We start from the raw sequence: 18841 nt of genomic DNA, 5'->3' as shown, positions 1-18841 counted from the left end.
CTCACCCGTTCAGAATACCAATGATGACAGGACTGACTAAAATGGAAGATACACAAATAGATGATGTGTATCTGATTGAATACATTATAGAAAGCAGGGTGCCGAATGAAACCGATTGAACTGACCATACGCGGATTGAACAGCTTTCGCGAGGAACAGTGTATTGATTTTGAAACGTTATGTGCCGATGGCTTATTCGGCATTTTCGGTCCGACCGGAAGTGGAAAATCAACGATTCTTGATGGGATTACCCTTGCTCTCTATGGGACTGTTGAACGGGCAGCAAACAATACAACTGGAATTCTGAATCAGCTTGAAGAACAGATGTCAGTTGGTTTTACCTTCGAATTGACAGGCGATCGAACCGATCGTTACCGTGCGGAACGCAGTTACAAGAAGACAAAGGACGGTGCTTTGCGCCTTTCGAGTTGCCGATTGTTGAAACTCGGCGCGATTAATGAAGTGCTCGCGGATAAAGAACGTGATTTAACTCGATCTGTGCAGGAAATTCTCGGACTGACCCATGATGACTTCACTCGAGCGGTCGTCCTGCCACAAGGAAAATTTGCAGAGTTTTTAACACTCAAAGGCAATGAGCGACGCAAAATGCTTCAGCGGCTTTTTCATTTGGAGAAGTATGGTGACGAACTAACATCACGATTAAAACATGCGTCCGATGAACGAAAGCAATATCTTCAGATCATTTCCGAAAAACAAGCGATGCTTGGTGATGCGTCGGAAGAAGCGGTCAGCAAAGCAAAACAACGATGCACGCAGATTGAGAGCGAACTTCGCGAGTTGCAAACTAGTCTTGAGAAGGCCGATGCTGAAAAAAAGTTATTTGAACAACTTCGCCATTTAATCGAGGAAAAAGAGTCCAAGAGCGAAGTTTTTGAAAAGCTGTCTCAAGAAAAGAATAAATATGAAGAAATCAGAGTCAAACTCGATATGAGCGAAGCGGCGGAAAAGCTGATGCCTTTTTTAGAGGCTTTGCAGGAGGCAGAGCAGGAAAATGCAGATGCTAAAAGTAGCCATGCGGAAATTTGTCGGAGATTTGATCGTATCAAAGCCAAATTGGATTCGGCGAAAGAGGAAAGCGAGCAAGCAAAGAAAAGTCTTAATGATCAAGAGCCTAAGCTTAATGCGGAAAAACAGCAGCTTCTTCAAGGCGCCTCCATTCAGGATCAATTGCAGAATGAGCAAAACGCATTGCAACGCTTGCAAAAAGCGAGAGATGAGCTTGAGCAGAAATTGAATAAGGCGCGAATTGCGGCTGAACAAGATCAGAACGATGTTGGAAAGATGAAAAACGAAGCAGAGGCGAAGGAACGCAAACTATCTTTACTTGAAGTGCCAAGTGATCGACGTTTATTTGTGCAACAGGCGCTTCAAGACAAGAAAGAAATCGATTCATTGGATCATTATCTTGAAGAGAAGCGACACGAATGGATTCAATTCCGTGACGCTTTAAATAAATGCAAAAAGGAACTAAAACAACTTGATGATGAACAGGCGCGGGCAGATAAAAGGGATGCGTCACTCTTTATTCAGAATCAGGAGGTTTACAATCGAGCCGTAGATACCAGTCGATTGATTCGGTCGGCACACGCATTCGTTGAGTTGACGAATAAAAAAATAGAACAAGAACGGGAGAAAATTAACCGCCGCAATCTGTCGCTTCAATTAGTCGCGGCATTGCGAGAGGGTGAGCCATGTCCCGTCTGCGGCGCACTCCATCATCCGAATCCGGCGGCAACAGGAGGCGAAGTTATTTCAGAAACTGCTCTCAATAACAAGAGGACGACTTTACAGAAGGCTTCCGAATTTTTGAACAATCAACAACAGGAGATCAGAATCTGTATCGCACAGCTGGAATATCAGGTTAAGGCGTTTGCCAACCGTGCCCAAGCAGTTCAAGTTCAAGTAGGTCAAAATACTGATTTGTCCGCTGATTTTTCTGAGTGGGAAAAATCAGGTGTGAAGCAAATACTAGATCAAATTGCGCTGCGGGTCCGAGAAGAAAAACAGGATCAGCTGCGCGTAGCGGATCAATGGACGCGGCAGGAAGAGCAGACGAGACAATCAGATTCGGCACGCGCGACGCTTCAGGCTCAGGAAAAAGTGTACGAAGAAAAAATGGTAAGCCTTAAAACCCAGGCCGTGGCAAAGAAAAGCGAACGTGATGAGCGAATGGAAGAATGGAAGTCTCGCTATATGTCATTTGAACAGATCCAGAAGGAAGATCAATCAATCCGTGAATCTGATCGGCAGGCCGACCAACTGCGCCGTGAGGTCAAGCGTATTAAAGATCAGCTGAAAACGTTCGAACTAAACCTAGCTCATACACAAGATATATTGCGAGAGCTTGAGGGCAGATGGAGCGAAAGCGCGGGCCGTCACGAAGCCTTAATGAAAACAGCAGAGCAGTTGATCAGTCAGTTGCGGGAATTGGCATTTACGGAAGACATGCCACTAAAAAAAATGGCGCTTGAGACGGAAGAGAAAGTGAACCAGCTGAAGCAGCGTTGCGAATTAAGTGACCAATCAATGCGGACAGCACTGGAAAACTATCATCTAATTGATAAAGAGTGCGCGAATGCCTCCGCACGGTTGGAACGGTCGGAACGAACACATCAATCATCACGCGCCAAATGGACAGGGCGACTGAGCGACTCCCGATTTGATCAACGTGAAGCTGTGCTGAATGCCTATTTGCCCATTGAAAAACATACGGCATTTTCAAATGATTTGGCGAACTATGCAGCGCAAACGACGCGGCTGTCCTCTGAAATACAATCACTTTCTGAGAAAATTGACGGCAAATTCGTCTCAAAAGCTCAGCTTGATGAGGCGGAAAAAAATTTGATTGATTTGAATGAAACAGTTCAGAAATTGATTCAAACCTTCGGCGGGGCAGTAAAAGAACGCGAAAACGTGGAGAAAAATCATAAACTCTTTCTCACTCTGGAGGCCGAGCGCAAGAAAAATCAAAAGACAGCAGATCAATTTGAACAGCTGCAACGTGTATTTCGCGGCAATGCGTTTGTGGAATTTGTCGCGGAGGAACAGCTTCAGCAAGTGTGTACGGCCGCTTCGAAGCGACTCGGTGAGTTGACACATAATCGCTATGTTCTTGAGGTAGACGAGCAGGGCGGATTCATCATACGCGATAATGGGAATGGAGGAATTTATCGCCCTGTCTCATCATTATCCGGCGGTGAAACTTTTTTGACGTCGCTCGCACTCGCGTTGTCTCTCTCAGAACAGATCCAGCTTCGCGGCAATGTTCCGCTGCAATTCTTCTTTTTGGATGAGGGATTCGGCTCGCTTGATCCTGAACTCCTTGATACGGTGGTTACCGCACTTGAGAAGCTGCACATGCGCCGCTTGGCGATTGGCGTCATCAGCCATGTTCCCGAAATGCGTGAACGATTGCCAAGAAGACTCATTGTTTCGCCTGCTGTACCCTCAGGAAGAGGCAGTAGTGTGCATATGGAAATGATTTAAGTAGCGTACATAAGAAAACGGACAATCGATCGACCGTCGGATGTCCGTTTTTTTGATTTATATGCTCAATTCTTGCGTTGAAAAATGCTCACCGTTGTTTGTAATAGAATATGGCGAGTTGCGTTCGATCGCGCAAAACCAATTTTTCTAGGATCGCGCTGATATAATTGCGAACGGTTCCTTCACTGAGAAAAAGTTCCTGCGCTATTTCACGGTTCGAGCGCCCGCTTGCGACCTGCTCAATGATCGTAATTTCGCGTTTGCTCAAGTCAAATCGGTTAAAGTTCGGCGGCTCTTGCTGCTTTATTAATGCTGGAATTTTACTGATGATCGCATCGCCGAAGACTCTTTGGCCGCTGAAAACCGCTTTAAGTGCAGGGATGATGCTCTCGAAATTTTGCTTCAAAATATAACCCTTAGCTCCGATTCGCAGTGCCTCGACGATATAATCATCATCCGAAAAGGTCGTTAGAAATAATAGTTTCGCGTCGGTATACTTTTCCAGCAAAACCTTAGCCGCGTCGATTCCAGTCATACCGTCCATGCGAATATCAATCAACAAAATATCGGGATGGAGCTTGCAAAAAAGTTCAACAGCCTCAGCACCGCAATGACCGATTCCGGTCACTTTGATCATAGGATCCGCTTCAAGAATCGTTTTAAGAGATGAAGAAACGAGTCGGTCATCATCGACAATCAATACATTCACGATCTGTTTCCCTCCTTTGGAATTGAAATGAAGAGCTGAAACCCTTTTCTTGTTTCTATATTGAGGAGACCGTGAAAGGATTCCACACGATCGTTTATGTTCTTCAGACCAATTCCTCGATTCGGCTGATTGCTTCGCACAGATCCGTTATCGGAGATGATTAACTGGTAGAAAGCGGGATGCTCACGCAGCGTCATTTCGGCATGTGTCGCGTCGGAATGACGGACGATATTGGACAAGGCTTCTTTCGCAATCGAGATCAATGCGTAGTTTAATTTGCTGCCGGGTTTATTTTGAACAGAATAATCGAGACTAACCGGACAGAACGTGAACTTGTGCGCCAAATCCGTGACCTGGGTGCGCAAATCAATTGATTCATCATGAAGGTCGTGAACACTCGATCGAATGCTGCTCATCGCTTCAGATAGGGTATCTTTTAAAGTGGAAAGCGCTTCTTTTGTTTGATCATTCCGATTAACGGTAAGCAAAGCGCCGATTTGCAATAGTGCACGTGAAAGCAAATGGCCGACGTTGTCGTGAATTTCTCGAGCGATCCGGTTGCGCTCCCCAAGTGTCGCCACAGTCACCTCATTGTCTTGTTTCTTCAACAGGTCCTGATTTTGCTGCTTCAATCGCAGGGACATTTCTTTCGTCGTGTCACGTAATCCGTAGTAATTATTCTTCATCCGCTCATATGCCATTGTTCTGTGTTTGAGTGACGCAGAAAGAAGAAACAGTACACAGATCACAACATTCACTGTCATAATGGCATGCGGCCAGAACAGTGAGAGTGGGACTAACGATAAGAGACAAACCCAGGGCTTCTTTGAAAAAAGTGAGTCATAGCAAATGAGCGGTAGAAAGACGCAAGTCCAAGGCATGATTAAGCTGCAAAAGGTAAATGCCATGGTTAGTGTGACGCGTGAACGTTGCTTTTCAACGTAACTTAATAAGCAGGTGAAAATAATCGCGAGAAGGACAGGAGCTATATCATGGGTAAAAGTCCTGCCGGTCAGATAGATGGCAAGACAACAGGCAAGCAGGATAAGTTTATCAATAATAAGGTTCATGGCCACCATCCATCCCCGACACAGTCAGCACATTGTTGTTTTCATTTAACCATTTTTTCCCGTCCATGTACAATTGCGGGCGATGTATCATGACAATTGTCATGATAATTAATGATCAGTGACACTTACGCCAAATTGATCAGTGAATTACACTGGATACAGTTGGAAGGGAGACGATGCAGGTGATTATTCATGTGAAAAATTTAGTGAAAAGGTTTGGAGAACTTGTCGCTTTGGATCATTTGTCCTTAGATATTAAAGAAGGAGAAATTTTCGGTTTGCTTGGACCGAATGGTTCGGGGAAAAGCACAGCGATTAATTGTATTTTATCGCTTTTGAGTTATGACAAAGGTGAGGTTGAAATCTTCGGCAAAAAGATGACTCCGGACGCTTATGATATAAAACGCGACATTGGCATTGTGATGCAAAATGTCGCCGTATTTGAAGAACTGACCGTTTATGAAAATATTGATTATTTCTGCGGGCTCTATGTTCGAAACAAGGCAGAACGGAAGCGTTTGGTGGAAGAAGCGCTGGCATTCGTTGAGTTGGAGGATTTTCGAAAGTTTTATCCTAAGAAATTGAGTGGAGGCTTGTTGCGCCGATTGAATATTGCTTGCGGGATCGCGCATAAACCCAAATTGATTATTCTTGATGAGCCGACAGTTGCCGTTGATCCGCAAAGTCGCAACAAAATACTTGAAGGCATCGAACGTCTCAATGCCCAAGGCGCAACCATTGTGTATACATCACATTATATGGAAGAAGTCGAGCAGCTCTGCACCAGAATTGTGATCATGGATAAAGGCCGGGTGATTGCCTCCGGAACAAAAGAAGAATTGAAAGCGATGATCACTCTTGGAGAGAAAATCACTGTAGAAACTTTTTCAATTGATGAGGAACAGTTAATAAAATTGCGCGAGCTTCCAGGAATTGTTTCAGTCGAACATGTAGATAAACGCTTGATTATCAAGTCAGGAAAAGGAACGAATAATCTTGAGACTGTGCTGGACTTTCTGAAAACACATGAGATCGGTTTTGGCCGTATTTATTCCGAACTGCCGACGCTGAATGATGTTTTTCTTGAAATTACCGGGAAGCAGCTTCGCGATTGAGGGGAGATGAACCAAATGTTTACTCATATCTTTATCTATCGCTTTAAATGCTTGATCAGAGACAAACAATTGGTCTTTTGGACGCTTCTCTTTCCGATTCTGCTTGGCACCTTTTTCTATATGGCGTTCAGCAATCTAAATAATGAAGAGACGTTTCAGCCGATTGATGCGGCAGTTGTTAACGACAGCGCTTATCAGCATGATACGCAATTTAAATCCGTAATGGAAAACGTGTCTAAAGGTAAAGACCGACTTTTTCATCTTAAAGTCGCTTCGAATCGAGAAGAGGCGGAAAAATGGTTGAAGAAGGACAAAATTAAGGGCTTTTTCACAAGCGGAGAAGTGATCAAACTGACCGTGAAAGACACGGGAATCAGCCAAAGCATTATGAAAAGCTTCGCCGACCAGTATCGTACGAGCAGCTCCATGGTGACAAGTATTGTGAAAGAAAATCCGAAGGCGTTGCAAAATGGATTGCTTAACGATCTTGGCAATCACCGGACCTATGTAAAAGAAGTTACCGGCGGAAGTGCGGAGCCGAACAATGTGTTGAATTATTTCTATTCATTGATTGCCATGGCGTGTCTTTATGGAAGCTTTTGGGGAATGAAAGAAGTTACGGATATTCAAGCGGATATCACCGATCGCGCCGCGCGAGTGAACATGGCACCCGTTCATAAACTTAAGGCTTTTCTTGCCGGCAGCTGTGCGGCGCTGGTCATTCTTTTTGTGGAAATACTGATATTGCTCGCGTATCTGCGATTTGGTCTGAATATCAGCTTCGGAAATCGCGCGGGCTTTGTCGTGTTAACGGCGCTCGTCGGCAGTGTGCTTGGGGTATCGTTTGGCGCATTTATCAGCGCTTTAGTTAAAAAAGGTGAAGGACTTAAAATCGCACTATTAATGGTTGCCACGATGGCCGGCTCTTTCTTATCCGGGATGATGTTCATGAATATGAAGTATCTCATTGCAGCGTATGTTCCGCCGCTTGCCTGGCTGAATCCGGTAAATTTATTAACCGACGCGTTTTATGCATTATATTATTATGATTCGTTGCATCGTTACGCGCTGAACCTGGGCATGATGTTCCTTTTTATCATTTTTTTCTGCACCGGAACTTATCTGATTGTCAGGAGGCGGAAATATGCCAGTATTTAAACTATGTATGAAAATTTTCCTGAAAAATTGGCTTTCCATTTCGCTTTATGTTGCAATATTTCTGGCAATTGCGATTATGATATCTATGAGCACCATGTCTGAACAGAACAAAAGCAGCAGCTTTTCACAGGAAAAGGCGAAAGTCGCGCTTATTTCCGAGGAAAAAACGCCGCTTACTGAAGGTTTTCGCCAAGAATTAGCCAAAAGCAGTGACTTCGTCAAACTGCCTGACCGTACGGAAGCTCTTCAGGACGCGCTCTTTTTCCGTAATGTCACGTACATTTTGCGCATTCCAAAGGGATTTACAGAGGATGTACTAAATGGTGGTTCGATGCAGATGGAAAAGACCGTTGTTCCAAACTCGACAGAAAACGCTTATGTTGACATCAATGTGGAACAGTACTGGAATATGGCGCGGATCTATGCAAAGCATGAGCCAAAGGCGAGTGAGCAGCAGGTAGTGAAACAATTGAAAAAGAATTTGTCCGGAAGCACACCGGTTACAATCAAAGCGCATGAGCGGGCCCAAACAGCCAATAGCTTTTCAATGTACTATTTTAATTTTCTTGCCTATACGTTGTCGGCAGTACTGATTATGGGCATTTCAACGGTCATGATTGTGTTCAATAAACGAGATTTAAGCAGGCGGAATTTCTGTTCACCAATGAGGGCGCGCAGTATAAATACTCAACTGATTTTAGCCAATTTGCTGTTTGCCGCCATTTCATGGGCAATTCTGGTCGCTTTTTGTTTCCTGCTTGATTCAAAGAGTTTTGCAACACAAAATATACTCTTTTTCATAATGAATTCCGCGATCTTTACTGCGTGCATTTCCAGTCTCAGTTATTTGATTGGCAATCTGTTGAAAAATCTCAACGCCATGTCTGCAGTATGCAATGTTCTTACGCTTGGCCCATGCTTCATTAGCGGGGTATTTGTTCCTCAGGAATTCTTGAATAGCACTGTGCTGAAAATCGCTAGTTTTACACCAACCTATTGGTACGTCCAAGCGAATGCAAAGATCGCGACGCTTACCCATTTTGAGTGGTCGGATCTCGAGGCTATTTTTTACAGTATGGTCATTGTGCTTGGTTTTGCAATTGCCTTCTTTGCTCTGTCACTCGTGATTGGTAAAAGAAAGAGGCTGATAAACTAATCGCAAACAAGTATCTCGCACACATATAAAATACTCCTATAAGGCTGTCTTTCGGTATCAAATGTCGGAAGGCAGCCTTTATTTGCTTAAATTGTGCGATTTTTATCACAGTAACCTTATTCTTTGTTCCGCATGAACCGTTAAACTAAAAGAGATGAGGTAAAAATCGAATGATTTATATAGTTATGGAAACGCGTCAATTTCGTGAATGATGGAGAGGAACACATAATGATGAAAAAAAAGACAATGGATGGCAATACTGCGGCCGCATACATTTCCTATGCGTTCACTGAAATGGCCTCCATTTATCCAATTACCCCAAGTTCGCCAATGGCTGAACAAGTTGATGAATGGTCCGTTCAAGGCAAAAAAAATATTTTTGGCAGTCCGGTAAAAATAGTTGAACTGCAATCGGAAGCCGGCGCGTCAGGAACCGTTCACGGATCCTTGAAAACAGGCACATTTACATCGACCTATACATCATCACAGGGGCTTCTGCTCATGATACCGAATATGTACAAGATAGCCGGAGAACTGCTTCCAACAGTCTTTAATGTGGCGGCACGCGCGGTTAGTTCCAACGCGCTTTGCATCTTCGGCGATCATTCAGATGTCATGGCGGTACGCCCAACCGGTTTTGTTATGCTCGCGGAAGGAAGTGTCCAGGAAGTCATGGATTTGTCGGCGGTCGCTCACTTGGCAACGGTGGACGCGTCACTTCCTTTTGTCAATTTCTTTGACGGCTTTCGCACCAGTCACGAGATCCAAAAGATTGATGTGATTGACTACGACGATTTGAAGCGGCTGCTAAATGATGATGCCGTTGCCGCATTCCGAAAACGAGGCATCAGTCCGAATCATCCGACAGCGACCGGCTCGAGCCAGAGCCCGGATCTGTTTTTCCAGCAGCGTGAAGCAATTAATCAATACTATGAAAAAGTACCGGAAATTGTCGGCTATTATATGGAAGAGATTAATAAGCTTCGAGGGACGCATTATGATTTAGTGAATTACTATGGCTCGCCCAATGCGACGCGTGTGATCGTGGCGATGGGTTCAGTTACTTCAGTAATTGAACAGGCGATTGATCATCTTGCGGAACAAGGAGAAAAGGTCGGCCTTTTATCCATTCATTTATATCGACCGTTTCCGACTTCTAAGCTGCTTGAGAAACTTCCGGATACAGTGGAAAAGATTGCGGTATTGGACCGCACCAAGGAGCCGGGTGCATCGGGAGAACCGCTCTTGCTCGATGTGCAAAGCGCCTTGTATGAAAGCGACCGCCATCCGCGGATTATCGGCGGACGTTATGGGCTTGGCTCCAAGGATGTGACGCCGTCGGACATTTTATCCGTGTTCGCGCATCTTGACAGTTCTCAGCCGAAGAAACGATTTACCATTGGTATCGATGACGATGTGACGCATTTGTCTTTGCCGTCATTACCAAGTCTGGATTTAACGCCTAAAGGCACCTTTCAAGCAAAGTTTTGGGGCTTTGGCTCCGACGGTACAGTCGGAGCGAATAAAGCGTCCATCAAACTAATTGGTGACCATACTGATCTTCATGTTCAGGGCTATTTCTCTTATGATTCGAAGAAGTCCGGCGGTCTGACGGTATCTCATCTGCGCTTCGGAGATCAGCCGATAAAATCGGCCTATTTAGTTGAACACGCGGATTTTATCGCCTGCCATGCAGCTTCTTATTTACGTTCCTACGATCTGCTCAAGGGTCTGAAACCAGGAGGCACCTTCCTGCTCAACACGATCTGGGACGATGAACAGTTGAACGCCCATTTACCTAATTCAATGAAGCGTTATTTGGCTAAACACAATATTCGTTTTTTTACAATTAATGCGATTGGACTTGCCGGGAAAATTGGGCTTGGACGCAGAATTAATACGATTATGCAAACGGCCTTTTTCAAATTAACGGATATTGTACCATTCAACGATGCGATCGAGTGGTTGCGTCAATCCGCATTGAAAACGTACGGACGCAAGTCGATGGCGATCGCACAGTTGAACGTGGATGCGATCAATCAAACGGTGGACTTGCTTCATGAGGTAACGATTCCGCAGCAATGGGCCAAAGCGGATGACAAACTAAAAGCAATGAGTATGAATTCAGATAAAAAACAGCCAGATTATGTTATGAATATCCTGAAGCCGCTGAGTCGCGAAGAAGGCGGCAAGATTAAAGTAAGTACACTACTGAAGGAAAATATGGCGGACGGCAGCATGCCGCTTGGTACATCTGCTTACGAAAAGCGAAATGTCGCCCTGCAGGTTCCGGAATGGGATCCGAAGTTCTGCATCAATTGCAATCAGTGTGCGTTCGTCTGTCCGCATGCAGCGATTCGTCCGTTTCTTGCCGATGAAAAAGAGATGGAGAACGCACCGGAAGGCTTTATTGTTCGAAACATGCGCGGCGCGGACGGACTGAACTATCGCATTCAAGTTTCCGTTGCGGATTGTACCGGTTGCGGATTATGTGTAGAGGCCTGTCCGAAGGCGGGGAAAGCACTGTTTATGCGGCCGGCGGAATCGCAGCAGGATCAGGCAGTCAATTGGGCATTCGCGATGACCTTGAAGGCAAAAACCAATCCGGTGAAGAAGGCGACGATTCAAGGATCACAATTCGAACAGCCGCTGCTGGAATTCTCAGGCGCTTGTTCCGGATGCGGTGAAACGCCGTATATAAAATTATTAACACAGCTCTTCGGTGATCGAATGATGATCGCGAATGCAACCGGATGTTCCTCCATTTGGGGAGCGTCCAGTCCGGTTGTTCCTTACACGACCAATCAACAGGGACATGGGCCAGCTTGGTCCAATTCTCTCTTCGAAGATAATGCCGAGTTCGGGCTTGGTATGAAACTTGCACGTGATACAAGGCGTGCGCGTCTGGTCAAGCAGATGAAGGACGCGATGCAATACGATGAAGTCAGTGACCGCTTAAAGCGCTTAATGACCGAGTGGATCGAACAGATGAACGAAAGCGAAGCTACAAGAGAACGCGCCGAACAACTTGAATCTGGATTGCTTCAGGAGAAAGAAAATTTGCCTCTTCTTGAAGCCATTTATCAAGAACGTGATCTTTTCATTAAAACAAGCCAATGGATTATTGGCGGCGACGGCTGGGCGTATGATATTGACTTTGGCGGAATCGACCACGTCATTGCCAGCGGTGCGGATGTCAATATACTGATTACGGATAATGAAGTCTATGCCAACACAGGCGGACAATCATCGAAGGCGACACCGACAGCTGCCATTGCTCAGTTTGCCGCCGGAGGGAAACGGACAGCGAAAAAAGATCTGGGCATGATGGCGATTAATTATGGTCATGTTTATGTCGCTCAAATCGCTTCGGGCGCGAACAAGATGCAGACAATTAAGGCGCTGATGGAGGCGGAACGCTATCCCGGTCCGTCCGTTGTTATCGCTTATACACCATGCATTTCGCATGGACTGCGCGGTGGTTTGACTCATGCCTTGACCGAAGCCTCGGAAGCGGTGAAGTCCGGGTACTGGTCGCTGTACCGCTACGATCCTGAACGTGAGTCCAAAGGCGAAATGCCGATGCAACTTGATTTTAAACGGCCTCAGTTTGACAGTTTAAACGATTTTATGATGACACAAACTCGTTTTTCCGCCTTGAAGAAGGTGAATCCGGAAGTCGCCGATCAATTATTCGAAAAAACGAAACAAGATGCGGAAAAACGATTTTTCCACTACGCCCGATTAACCGGACAGGAAGAAAAAATTAAAGAGAACCTTGCAGCGTTGAAAAAATAACGCTCGGTATTTAGCCGTCTGTTCGAAGCGAATGGACGGTTTTTTGTTTGCTGTTTTTTTGATTCCAATTTTTTGAAAGATATTTGACGTGATGACAAATAAACATATATAATGAAGGTAACGAACGATCGTTAGGTGATGTATATGTCAACGAAACAGAAAATATTTGCTTGTGCTCTCGAGCTTTTTTCAAATAAAGGTTTCAACGGAGTATCGATGCGAGATCTTGCCGAACGGGTCGGGATAAAGGGAAGTTCCATCTACAACCATTACAGCGGGAAAAAGGCAATCATGGATGATATTTGCGAAACGTTTGCCCGAACACTGGATGTGTCTCGTCCGCCTCTACCACAAATTGACCAGATGCTCGATCAAATGAATGCGGTTGAACTCTTTCAATCCTTGATCACGGCTTACGGTAAGAAGATCGATAGAACATGGACCCAGATGGCGAGAATCATTTTTTCCGAACATTACTATAACGAAACAGCCGGAGCAGTATTTAAGAAAGAGCTTATTCAAGGAAACGTCGCTTATTACGTTACAGTGCTTACGCTCATGGAGCAGAAGGGAAAGATCAAAGGATGCGAGAAGGAATTCATTGCAACACTCTTCAACAATGAACAGCTCATGCTCAGTATGCAGTATGCGCATTGCACGACGGCAGAAGAGCGAGCCGAACTCGCGGCCGTGATGATGGCAAGCGCCGATTATTTGTTTCGAGGACTTGAAATTCGCGATTAAAAAAGAGTACATTGGAGGATTCATCATGACCAGAACGAATAAAGGGAAGACTATTTCTTGCTTCATTTTGATCATCTTACAACTCTTTCTTGGAATTGGAGCGGTTTTTGGCGGTGGTGCTTTAATTTTATCGCCTGATGGTTCACTCCTGCGTATGCCACTATATCTGCTGAAATACACGGCCTTTGATTCATTTTTGATTCCGGGTATCATCCTGTTTTCTGTTCTTGGCCTCTATCCGATCTATATCGCATTGCTGCTGATCTTTGAAAAGCCGATGTTTATTGGTGAACGTATTCGATTTGATTCTTCAGCGTCCGGTGCATGGAATCATTCACTTTATATCGGATTCATTCTGATCGGATGGATCACCATTGAAGCATATCTTATGCGCGGCATTTGGTTTATCCATGTCTTTTACATCTTTCTTGGGCTTGCCATCCAAGCGGTGACCGTACTTTCCTCGGTAAAAAAACATTATTCCATTTAGTGCTGTGGGTAAAAAAAGCGGCGCAAATTCGTTAGTTGAATTTGCGTCGTTTTTTTTTTAGTAGCGATTTAGTTTGATCAGCCTGTTTTGCCCAGCATTCGTGCTAGTCGTTTGTTGGACTGCTGGATGTGGTGATCAATCTGTTCTAAAGCTTGGACGATCGCTTGCCGGTCATTATTTTTGATCGCGGTTCTTAGCTGGTTGATCGCCTGATGGCGACTGCCAAATTTAGCATGGTGAAACAGCTTTGCAATTTTTTGATGAGCCTGTTCGGCTGAGATCTTTCCTTGTTCCTGCTCTTTTTTTATGGCTCGAATCTTCTTTGCATGCTTATCACACTTTTTCTGGCAGTTTTGGTTGCTTTTTTTGAAATCTGAGCTTTGCCGCCATTCGCTCATCAGGTGATGATGTGTATCCATGTCTTTTTTCATTGTCTGTGCAAGGCTGGCGGGCGCGTATTTGTCAATGGTCTGCGTAAGCCACTGATGTCTGAAATCGTGGCCCGGTATGCCCATTGGATTATGGGCAGTTGCGGCCTGGCCGGTTTGCGGAATCAATAGAGTAAGCATCATGATGGGAAGAATAAGCAAACGTGTCAGTTTCATAAGTTGACCTCCGAAATAAGTTTCGCTTAGTCTGCGCAGCTTTTACATAAATATTCATGAAAAAGTTTGAGCATTGGCTGACCGTGTGGTAATTTGTTAATAATACATGGTGAATCGGCGGCTTTGTCTAGCTAGAGAGCATTATCCGGCTGCCATTCTGAAAGGAACAGCGATATGAAAGGCATATCTATATATCAAGAATTCAAAGTATTAACGATTGTTATTATCGGGGCGCTGCTGAACGCGGCCGCTCTTAACCTGTTTCTCATTCCTGCGAAGGTTCTTGCGGGGGGAATCACCGGTATTGCTCAGCTTGTTAACTCGATGCTGGAGCCGACCGCTCTTCATATAAGTACCGGGATTCTGCTTCTTTTAATGAATATCCCGGTCATCTATGCCGGCTGGATTAAAGTAGGGCGCCGCTTTACTTTTTACAGCACAATCAGCGTTGCTCTGACAACGCTCTTTATGGCGATTATCCCGCTTCATCCGTTGACCAATGACATTTTATTGAACGCAGTCTTTGGTGGTGTGGTGCAAGCGATCGGCTCGGGGATAACACTCAAATTCGGTGCGTCCTGCGGTGGGATGGATATCATTGCAATGATTTTGACCCGCGTCAAGGATCGTCCAATTGGATTCTACATGTTCGCGCTTAATGCTGTGATCATCCTTTCCGCCGGATTCCTGTTCGGCTGGCGACGGGCATTGTATACGCTGCTTCAGCTTTATGTTAGCATCCGTGTCGTTGATGCCATTCATACAAGCTATGTAAAGTTGACTGCTTGGGTGGTCACGGATAAAGCAAACGAACTTCAAAAAGCGATATCCGTTCAAATGTACCGGGGGATTACGAAAATATCGGCGAAAGGCGGCTATACGAATAAGGATAAGGATTTGCTGATGATTGTATTTACTCGATATGAATTGTATCGATTGAAGCAGATCATAAAAGAAGTAGACCCACGCGCCTTTACCAATATTGTTGAGACGACGGATGTGTTCGGATTGTTTGTACGTAAGAAGGATGCGTGAATGAAGGGGCGGAGAAATCTGCTTCTTTTTTTTATAAGAGTTAAAAAAGTATAGCGTTTTGCCTCGCCGGTACGACGATAAGGCCATAAGATTCGGTTGGGCGATCAGGTAAGCGCCCAATCTGAGAAATAAGCGGAAAAATTCCGCTTAAATTACAAAATTAATGAAAAAATAGCTTAAATAGACGGAAAAATTACGCTTATCGCATCGAAAAACGTGAAAATGGAGGGTTTTTCTGTGCATAAGCGGAAAAATTACCCTTATGTACCTGTGAAACAAGCGCCAGGATGCAAATAACCGGAAAATCTCCGCTTATGATTTTTCCGAATGAATGTATCTCTACTACATCATGATTTATCTGAAGTTTCGAAAACCTGTTTTGCCGATTGCCATTTTCAGTTATGATGGACTAAAAAATGAACCGGATCAATTTGTGGTCAAGGTGCCCCATTTTATGGTTGTTAGCGAATTCCATTTTTTGAAGCTTGAGCTTGCCAAAATGAATTGGCAAAAATTCATGCGTAGCAATAATCCGGCCGCCGCCGCGCTCATGAGTAAGATGAATTACTCTAAAAGAGAACGTGTGCAGGTTCGGCTTGCTTTTATCAGGCAGATGATTGGCATGCATCTTGAAGAAGCACGTGAAAGCATGATTAATGGATTTTTTGAAACCTATCTTCAACTAACAAGGAAGAGGTGGATCAATTGATGGACAAAGCGAGAAAAATCCCTGACGAAATCCGAGAAGAAGTGCTCAAGTGGCCAAACTCCACTTATGATCGTGGAGTGGCGGACGGCATTGAAATAGGAATTGATTAGGTTGTTGCGCTTAACTGATAGATCTGATAAACTTGCCATAAAGCAGGAAAAGGAGGTGGGTCAATTGTCATTAGTCACGAAGTGTCGCGCTCAGTTAGAGTCGTTTCTCTATATCGTTCGCGCGATTTTTGCTGCATTTTTCTTCAAGGGATCAGTCTGCCCTTTTTTAGAAAACAGCATAGCTTCGTGAACGGATGCAGGCCCACATAACGGTATTTAATTGGATTTTTGAATCAATCAAATCAAAAGCAATCCATGGGTGCACTGTGCCTGTGGATTTTTTTGCGTACAAAAAAATAAGGAAGTGACGAGAAAATGATGATATGTCAGGCGGATCATGTACGGAAAAATATAGCTGGAAATGAAATTCTGCACGATGTCAGTTTTTCAGTACTTGAGAATGAGAAGGTTGCGGTTGTCGGACCGAACGGAAGCGGAAAAACTACATTATTTAATTTAATCGCACGCGTTGACGTGCCGGATAAAGGAGCAATCGCGATCAAAAACGGCGCGTCCATCGGCTATCTACGTCAAATTCCTGACGGAAAAGAACGAACAGCGTATGAAGTGCTAAAGGAAGCCTTCTCCGATTGCTTGAAAAAAGAGAGGAAAATGAAGGAACTGGAAGAGGCATTTGCGACCGCAGACGCAGAAAAACTTGAAAAACTGCTCACCGATTATGCGCGTGTACAGGAACAATTTCAGAAATTGGGCGGCTATGATATGGATTATAAGATTGACCAGGTGGCTGAAGGACTCGAGATCAAGATGTTGCTCAATCGCCCGTTTGCATCACTGAGTGGAGGCGAACGAACGAAAGTCGGACTCGCTCTTCAGCTATTGACCGAACCTGATCTGCTTCTACTTGATGAACCGACTAATCACTTGGATATTCTCGCTTTAGAATGGCTGGAGCAATTTATCAGGCAATATAAAGGTACAATTCTGCTCGTCTCACACGACCGTTTTTTCCTAGATCGAACGGTGACTAAGGTTCTTGAGTTGGAAGATGGAAAAATGAGCAGTTATATAGGCAATTATTCGCACTACGTCAAGGCAAAACAAGAACGATTGGTCTTGGAATTTGCCGCCTATGAAGATCAGCAGAAAAAAATCAAGAAAATGAAAGAGGCGATTAAACGACTGAAGGAATGGGCGAATCAAGCAAAGCCGCCGAATGCGGCAATGCATCGACGAGCGAAATGTATGGAAAAAGCGCTTGATCGGATTGAACGCTTAAAAAGGCCCAAAATGGAGACGGATAAAATGGCACTCAATTTCGCTCGTGGCAGTCGTACCGGCAATCAAGTGCTGAGCTGCAGCGATCTCTCCGTGGGCTTTGATGGTATGAAGCTATTTGAACACGTAAATTTGGATGTTCGTTATCGTGACCGGGCAGCAGTCGCCGGTCCGAACGGTGCCGGGAAAACAACGCTCTTAAAATGCCTGCTTGGTGAACTGAAGCCGAATCATGGCGATATTCGGCAGGGTACAAATTTAAATATTGGTTTGTTATCCCAGCACGTGTTCGAACAGGAGGCGGAGAAGGATCGTCGCGTCATTGATGTCTTCCGCGAACACGCACGATTGACCGAAGGAGAAGCACGTCATGAACTGGCAAAGTTTATGTTTTACGGTTCGGACGTTTTCCGCAAAGTAGGGTCACTGAGCGGGGGGGAACGTGTTCGGATCCGCCTGGCTGATCTTATGATGAAGAAAATCAATGTACTGGTACTTGACGAACCGACCAACCATTTGGATATTGAGTCGCGGGAAGTGCTGGAAGAGGCCGTGAACCGTTTTGAAGGAACTGTACTGGCGGTAAGCCATGATCGCTATTTTCTGACGAAATGCTTTACTAAGATTTACTGGCTGCAAAACGGCACTTTAAGCAAGGAAGAGCATTTTTCAGATTCTGCACATGTACGCTGATTCGAGAAAAACAAATACCCTCGAGATTAAGTCTTATCTCGAGGGTATTGTTGTTAATTGTTTTTTTTTCGCAAGTTCACGCTTTTGCTTTTCATTCGTGTAATAGCGCATCACGTGTTCTACATAATTCGGGTCACCATAGCTCTCCCAATTTAGTTCTTTAGCCTTCTCATCCGAAAACTGTTTTGCAAGTTGTGGTGTATATTTTCCACCTCGAGCTTTTACATAATCGGTAAAGCCAAGCCCGAAGTTATAGCTTTGGAGAGCAAGTGACAAATCACCATTTGACCGGTCCAATGCCTTTTTGAAATAGTGCGTGCCTGCTTGAATACTTTTTTGTGGTGAATCTATGGAATTTCTCGGCAATCCTTGGCTTTCCGAAGCCTGCATGACATCGACAGCCTTACCCTTTGACTCCTGCATGGTGATCGCCATAATCAAATCTGTATACTGATCAATACCGTTCACCTTAGCAATTTTAGAAATAATCGGTCGGTAATTTTCAACTTCCGGACTAATGACTCGCTTGTCGTTGAGAAGAGGAACGTGATCTGCCTGAGGACTATACAGGCTTGAAATGACGTACAAGAGCACAAAAGAAATACCGATGATCAGGGACGAGGTAAAAATCAATTTGATAATTTTGCGCATCTGTCATCTCTCTGCCTTTTAATCTTGTTAGTTATAACTTTCAAAGAAAATT

Annotated in this window: 14 protein-coding genes and 1 pseudogene; 11 read left to right on the top strand and 4 right to left on the bottom strand. The window is 44.6% G+C overall.

The annotated features are described in order from the left end of the window. Nucleotides 1-105 precede the first annotated feature (105 nt). Nucleotides 106-3507 carry an AAA family ATPase gene (locus BM003_RS11815; RefSeq protein WP_093673336.1) on the top strand — a complete coding sequence of 1134 codons (3402 nt, stop codon included), beginning with the start codon at nucleotides 106-108 and terminating at the stop codon, nucleotides 3505-3507. An 88-nt stretch (nucleotides 3508-3595) separates the two neighbouring features. Here BM003_RS11815 and BM003_RS11810 read toward each other — a convergent pair whose 3' ends face one another. Beyond that, entirely contained in the window at nucleotides 3596-4216 is a 621-nt protein-coding gene (locus BM003_RS11810) for a response regulator (RefSeq protein WP_093673334.1), read from the bottom strand. After that, nucleotides 4213-5286 (bottom strand): histidine kinase, encoded by a 1074-nt coding sequence (locus tag BM003_RS11805; protein ID WP_177184769.1) that lies wholly within the window; start codon nucleotides 5284-5286, stop codon nucleotides 4213-4215. The genes BM003_RS11810 and BM003_RS11805 overlap by 4 nt, the downstream gene beginning before the upstream one ends. A gap of 176 nt (nucleotides 5287-5462) precedes the next feature. Here BM003_RS11805 and BM003_RS11800 point away from each other — a divergent pair, with 176 nt between their 5' ends. The 6 genes and pseudogenes from BM003_RS11800 (at nucleotide 5463) to BM003_RS11775 (ending at nucleotide 13747) form a co-directional block, all read left to right on the top strand. Then, complete coding sequence (locus BM003_RS11800) at nucleotides 5463-6401, top strand: ABC transporter ATP-binding protein (protein WP_093673330.1); 939 nt, start codon at nucleotides 5463-5465, stop codon at nucleotides 6399-6401. A gap of 15 nt (nucleotides 6402-6416) precedes the next feature. Beyond that, on the top strand, nucleotides 6417-7559 hold the full coding sequence (locus tag BM003_RS11795; protein ID WP_093673328.1) for an ABC transporter permease: 1143 nt from the start codon (nucleotides 6417-6419) through the stop codon (nucleotides 7557-7559). Then, nucleotides 7546-8715: an ABC transporter permease gene (locus tag BM003_RS11790; RefSeq protein WP_093673326.1), complete on the top strand. Its 1170-nt coding sequence runs from the start codon at nucleotides 7546-7548 to the stop codon at nucleotides 8713-8715. The genes BM003_RS11795 and BM003_RS11790 overlap by 14 nt, the downstream gene beginning before the upstream one ends. A gap of 228 nt (nucleotides 8716-8943) precedes the next feature. Continuing rightward, nucleotides 8944-12507, top strand: a pseudogene (gene nifJ / locus BM003_RS11785) (pyruvate:ferredoxin (flavodoxin) oxidoreductase); the annotation flags it as partial. A gap of 150 nt (nucleotides 12508-12657) precedes the next feature. Further along, nucleotides 12658-13257, top strand: coding sequence for a TetR/AcrR family transcriptional regulator (locus BM003_RS11780; protein ID WP_218143253.1), 600 nt, complete (start codon nucleotides 12658-12660; stop codon nucleotides 13255-13257). Nucleotides 13258-13282: 25 nt separating this feature from the next. Then, complete coding sequence (locus BM003_RS11775) at nucleotides 13283-13747, top strand: hypothetical protein (RefSeq protein ID WP_093673320.1); 465 nt, start codon at nucleotides 13283-13285, stop codon at nucleotides 13745-13747. Nucleotides 13748-13824: 77 nt separating this feature from the next. On the opposite strand, the gene BM003_RS11770 is transcribed toward BM003_RS11775, so the two are convergent. Continuing rightward, nucleotides 13825-14352, bottom strand: coding sequence for a hypothetical protein (locus BM003_RS11770; RefSeq protein WP_093673318.1), 528 nt, complete (start codon nucleotides 14350-14352; stop codon nucleotides 13825-13827). Between the two features lie 174 nt (nucleotides 14353-14526). On the opposite strand from BM003_RS11770, the gene BM003_RS11765 reads away from it, so the two are divergent. The 4 genes from BM003_RS11765 (at nucleotide 14527) to abc-f (ending at nucleotide 18138) form a co-directional block, all read left to right on the top strand. After that, the gene (locus BM003_RS11765; protein WP_093673316.1) at nucleotides 14527-15387 is read left to right on the top strand and encodes a YitT family protein; all 861 of its coding nucleotides are present in this window, start codon (nucleotides 14527-14529) and stop codon (nucleotides 15385-15387) included. Between the two features lie 331 nt (nucleotides 15388-15718). Continuing rightward, complete coding sequence (locus BM003_RS11760; protein WP_093673314.1) at nucleotides 15719-16096, top strand: hypothetical protein; 378 nt, start codon at nucleotides 15719-15721, stop codon at nucleotides 16094-16096. 165 nt (nucleotides 16097-16261) lie between these two features. Further along, a complete protein-coding gene (locus BM003_RS18245; protein ID WP_425441049.1) occupies nucleotides 16262-16396 on the top strand; it encodes an RAxF-45 family protein in 135 nt (44 codons plus the stop codon). 125 nt (nucleotides 16397-16521) lie between these two features. Continuing rightward, complete coding sequence (gene abc-f / locus BM003_RS11755; RefSeq protein WP_093673312.1) at nucleotides 16522-18138, top strand: ribosomal protection-like ABC-F family protein; 1617 nt, start codon at nucleotides 16522-16524, stop codon at nucleotides 18136-18138. 33 nt (nucleotides 18139-18171) lie between these two features. Here the strand turns inward: abc-f and BM003_RS11750 are convergent, their stop codons facing one another. Next, complete coding sequence (locus BM003_RS11750; RefSeq protein ID WP_093673310.1) at nucleotides 18172-18789, bottom strand: lysozyme family protein; 618 nt, start codon at nucleotides 18787-18789, stop codon at nucleotides 18172-18174. Nucleotides 18790-18841: the final 52 nt, after the last annotated feature.

It is taken from the genome of Sporolactobacillus nakayamae (assembly GCF_900113325.1).
GTDB classification, from domain to species: domain Bacteria; phylum Bacillota; class Bacilli; order Bacillales; family Sporolactobacillaceae; genus Sporolactobacillus; species Sporolactobacillus nakayamae.
This window is presented reverse-complemented; position numbering and strand designations above follow the sequence as displayed.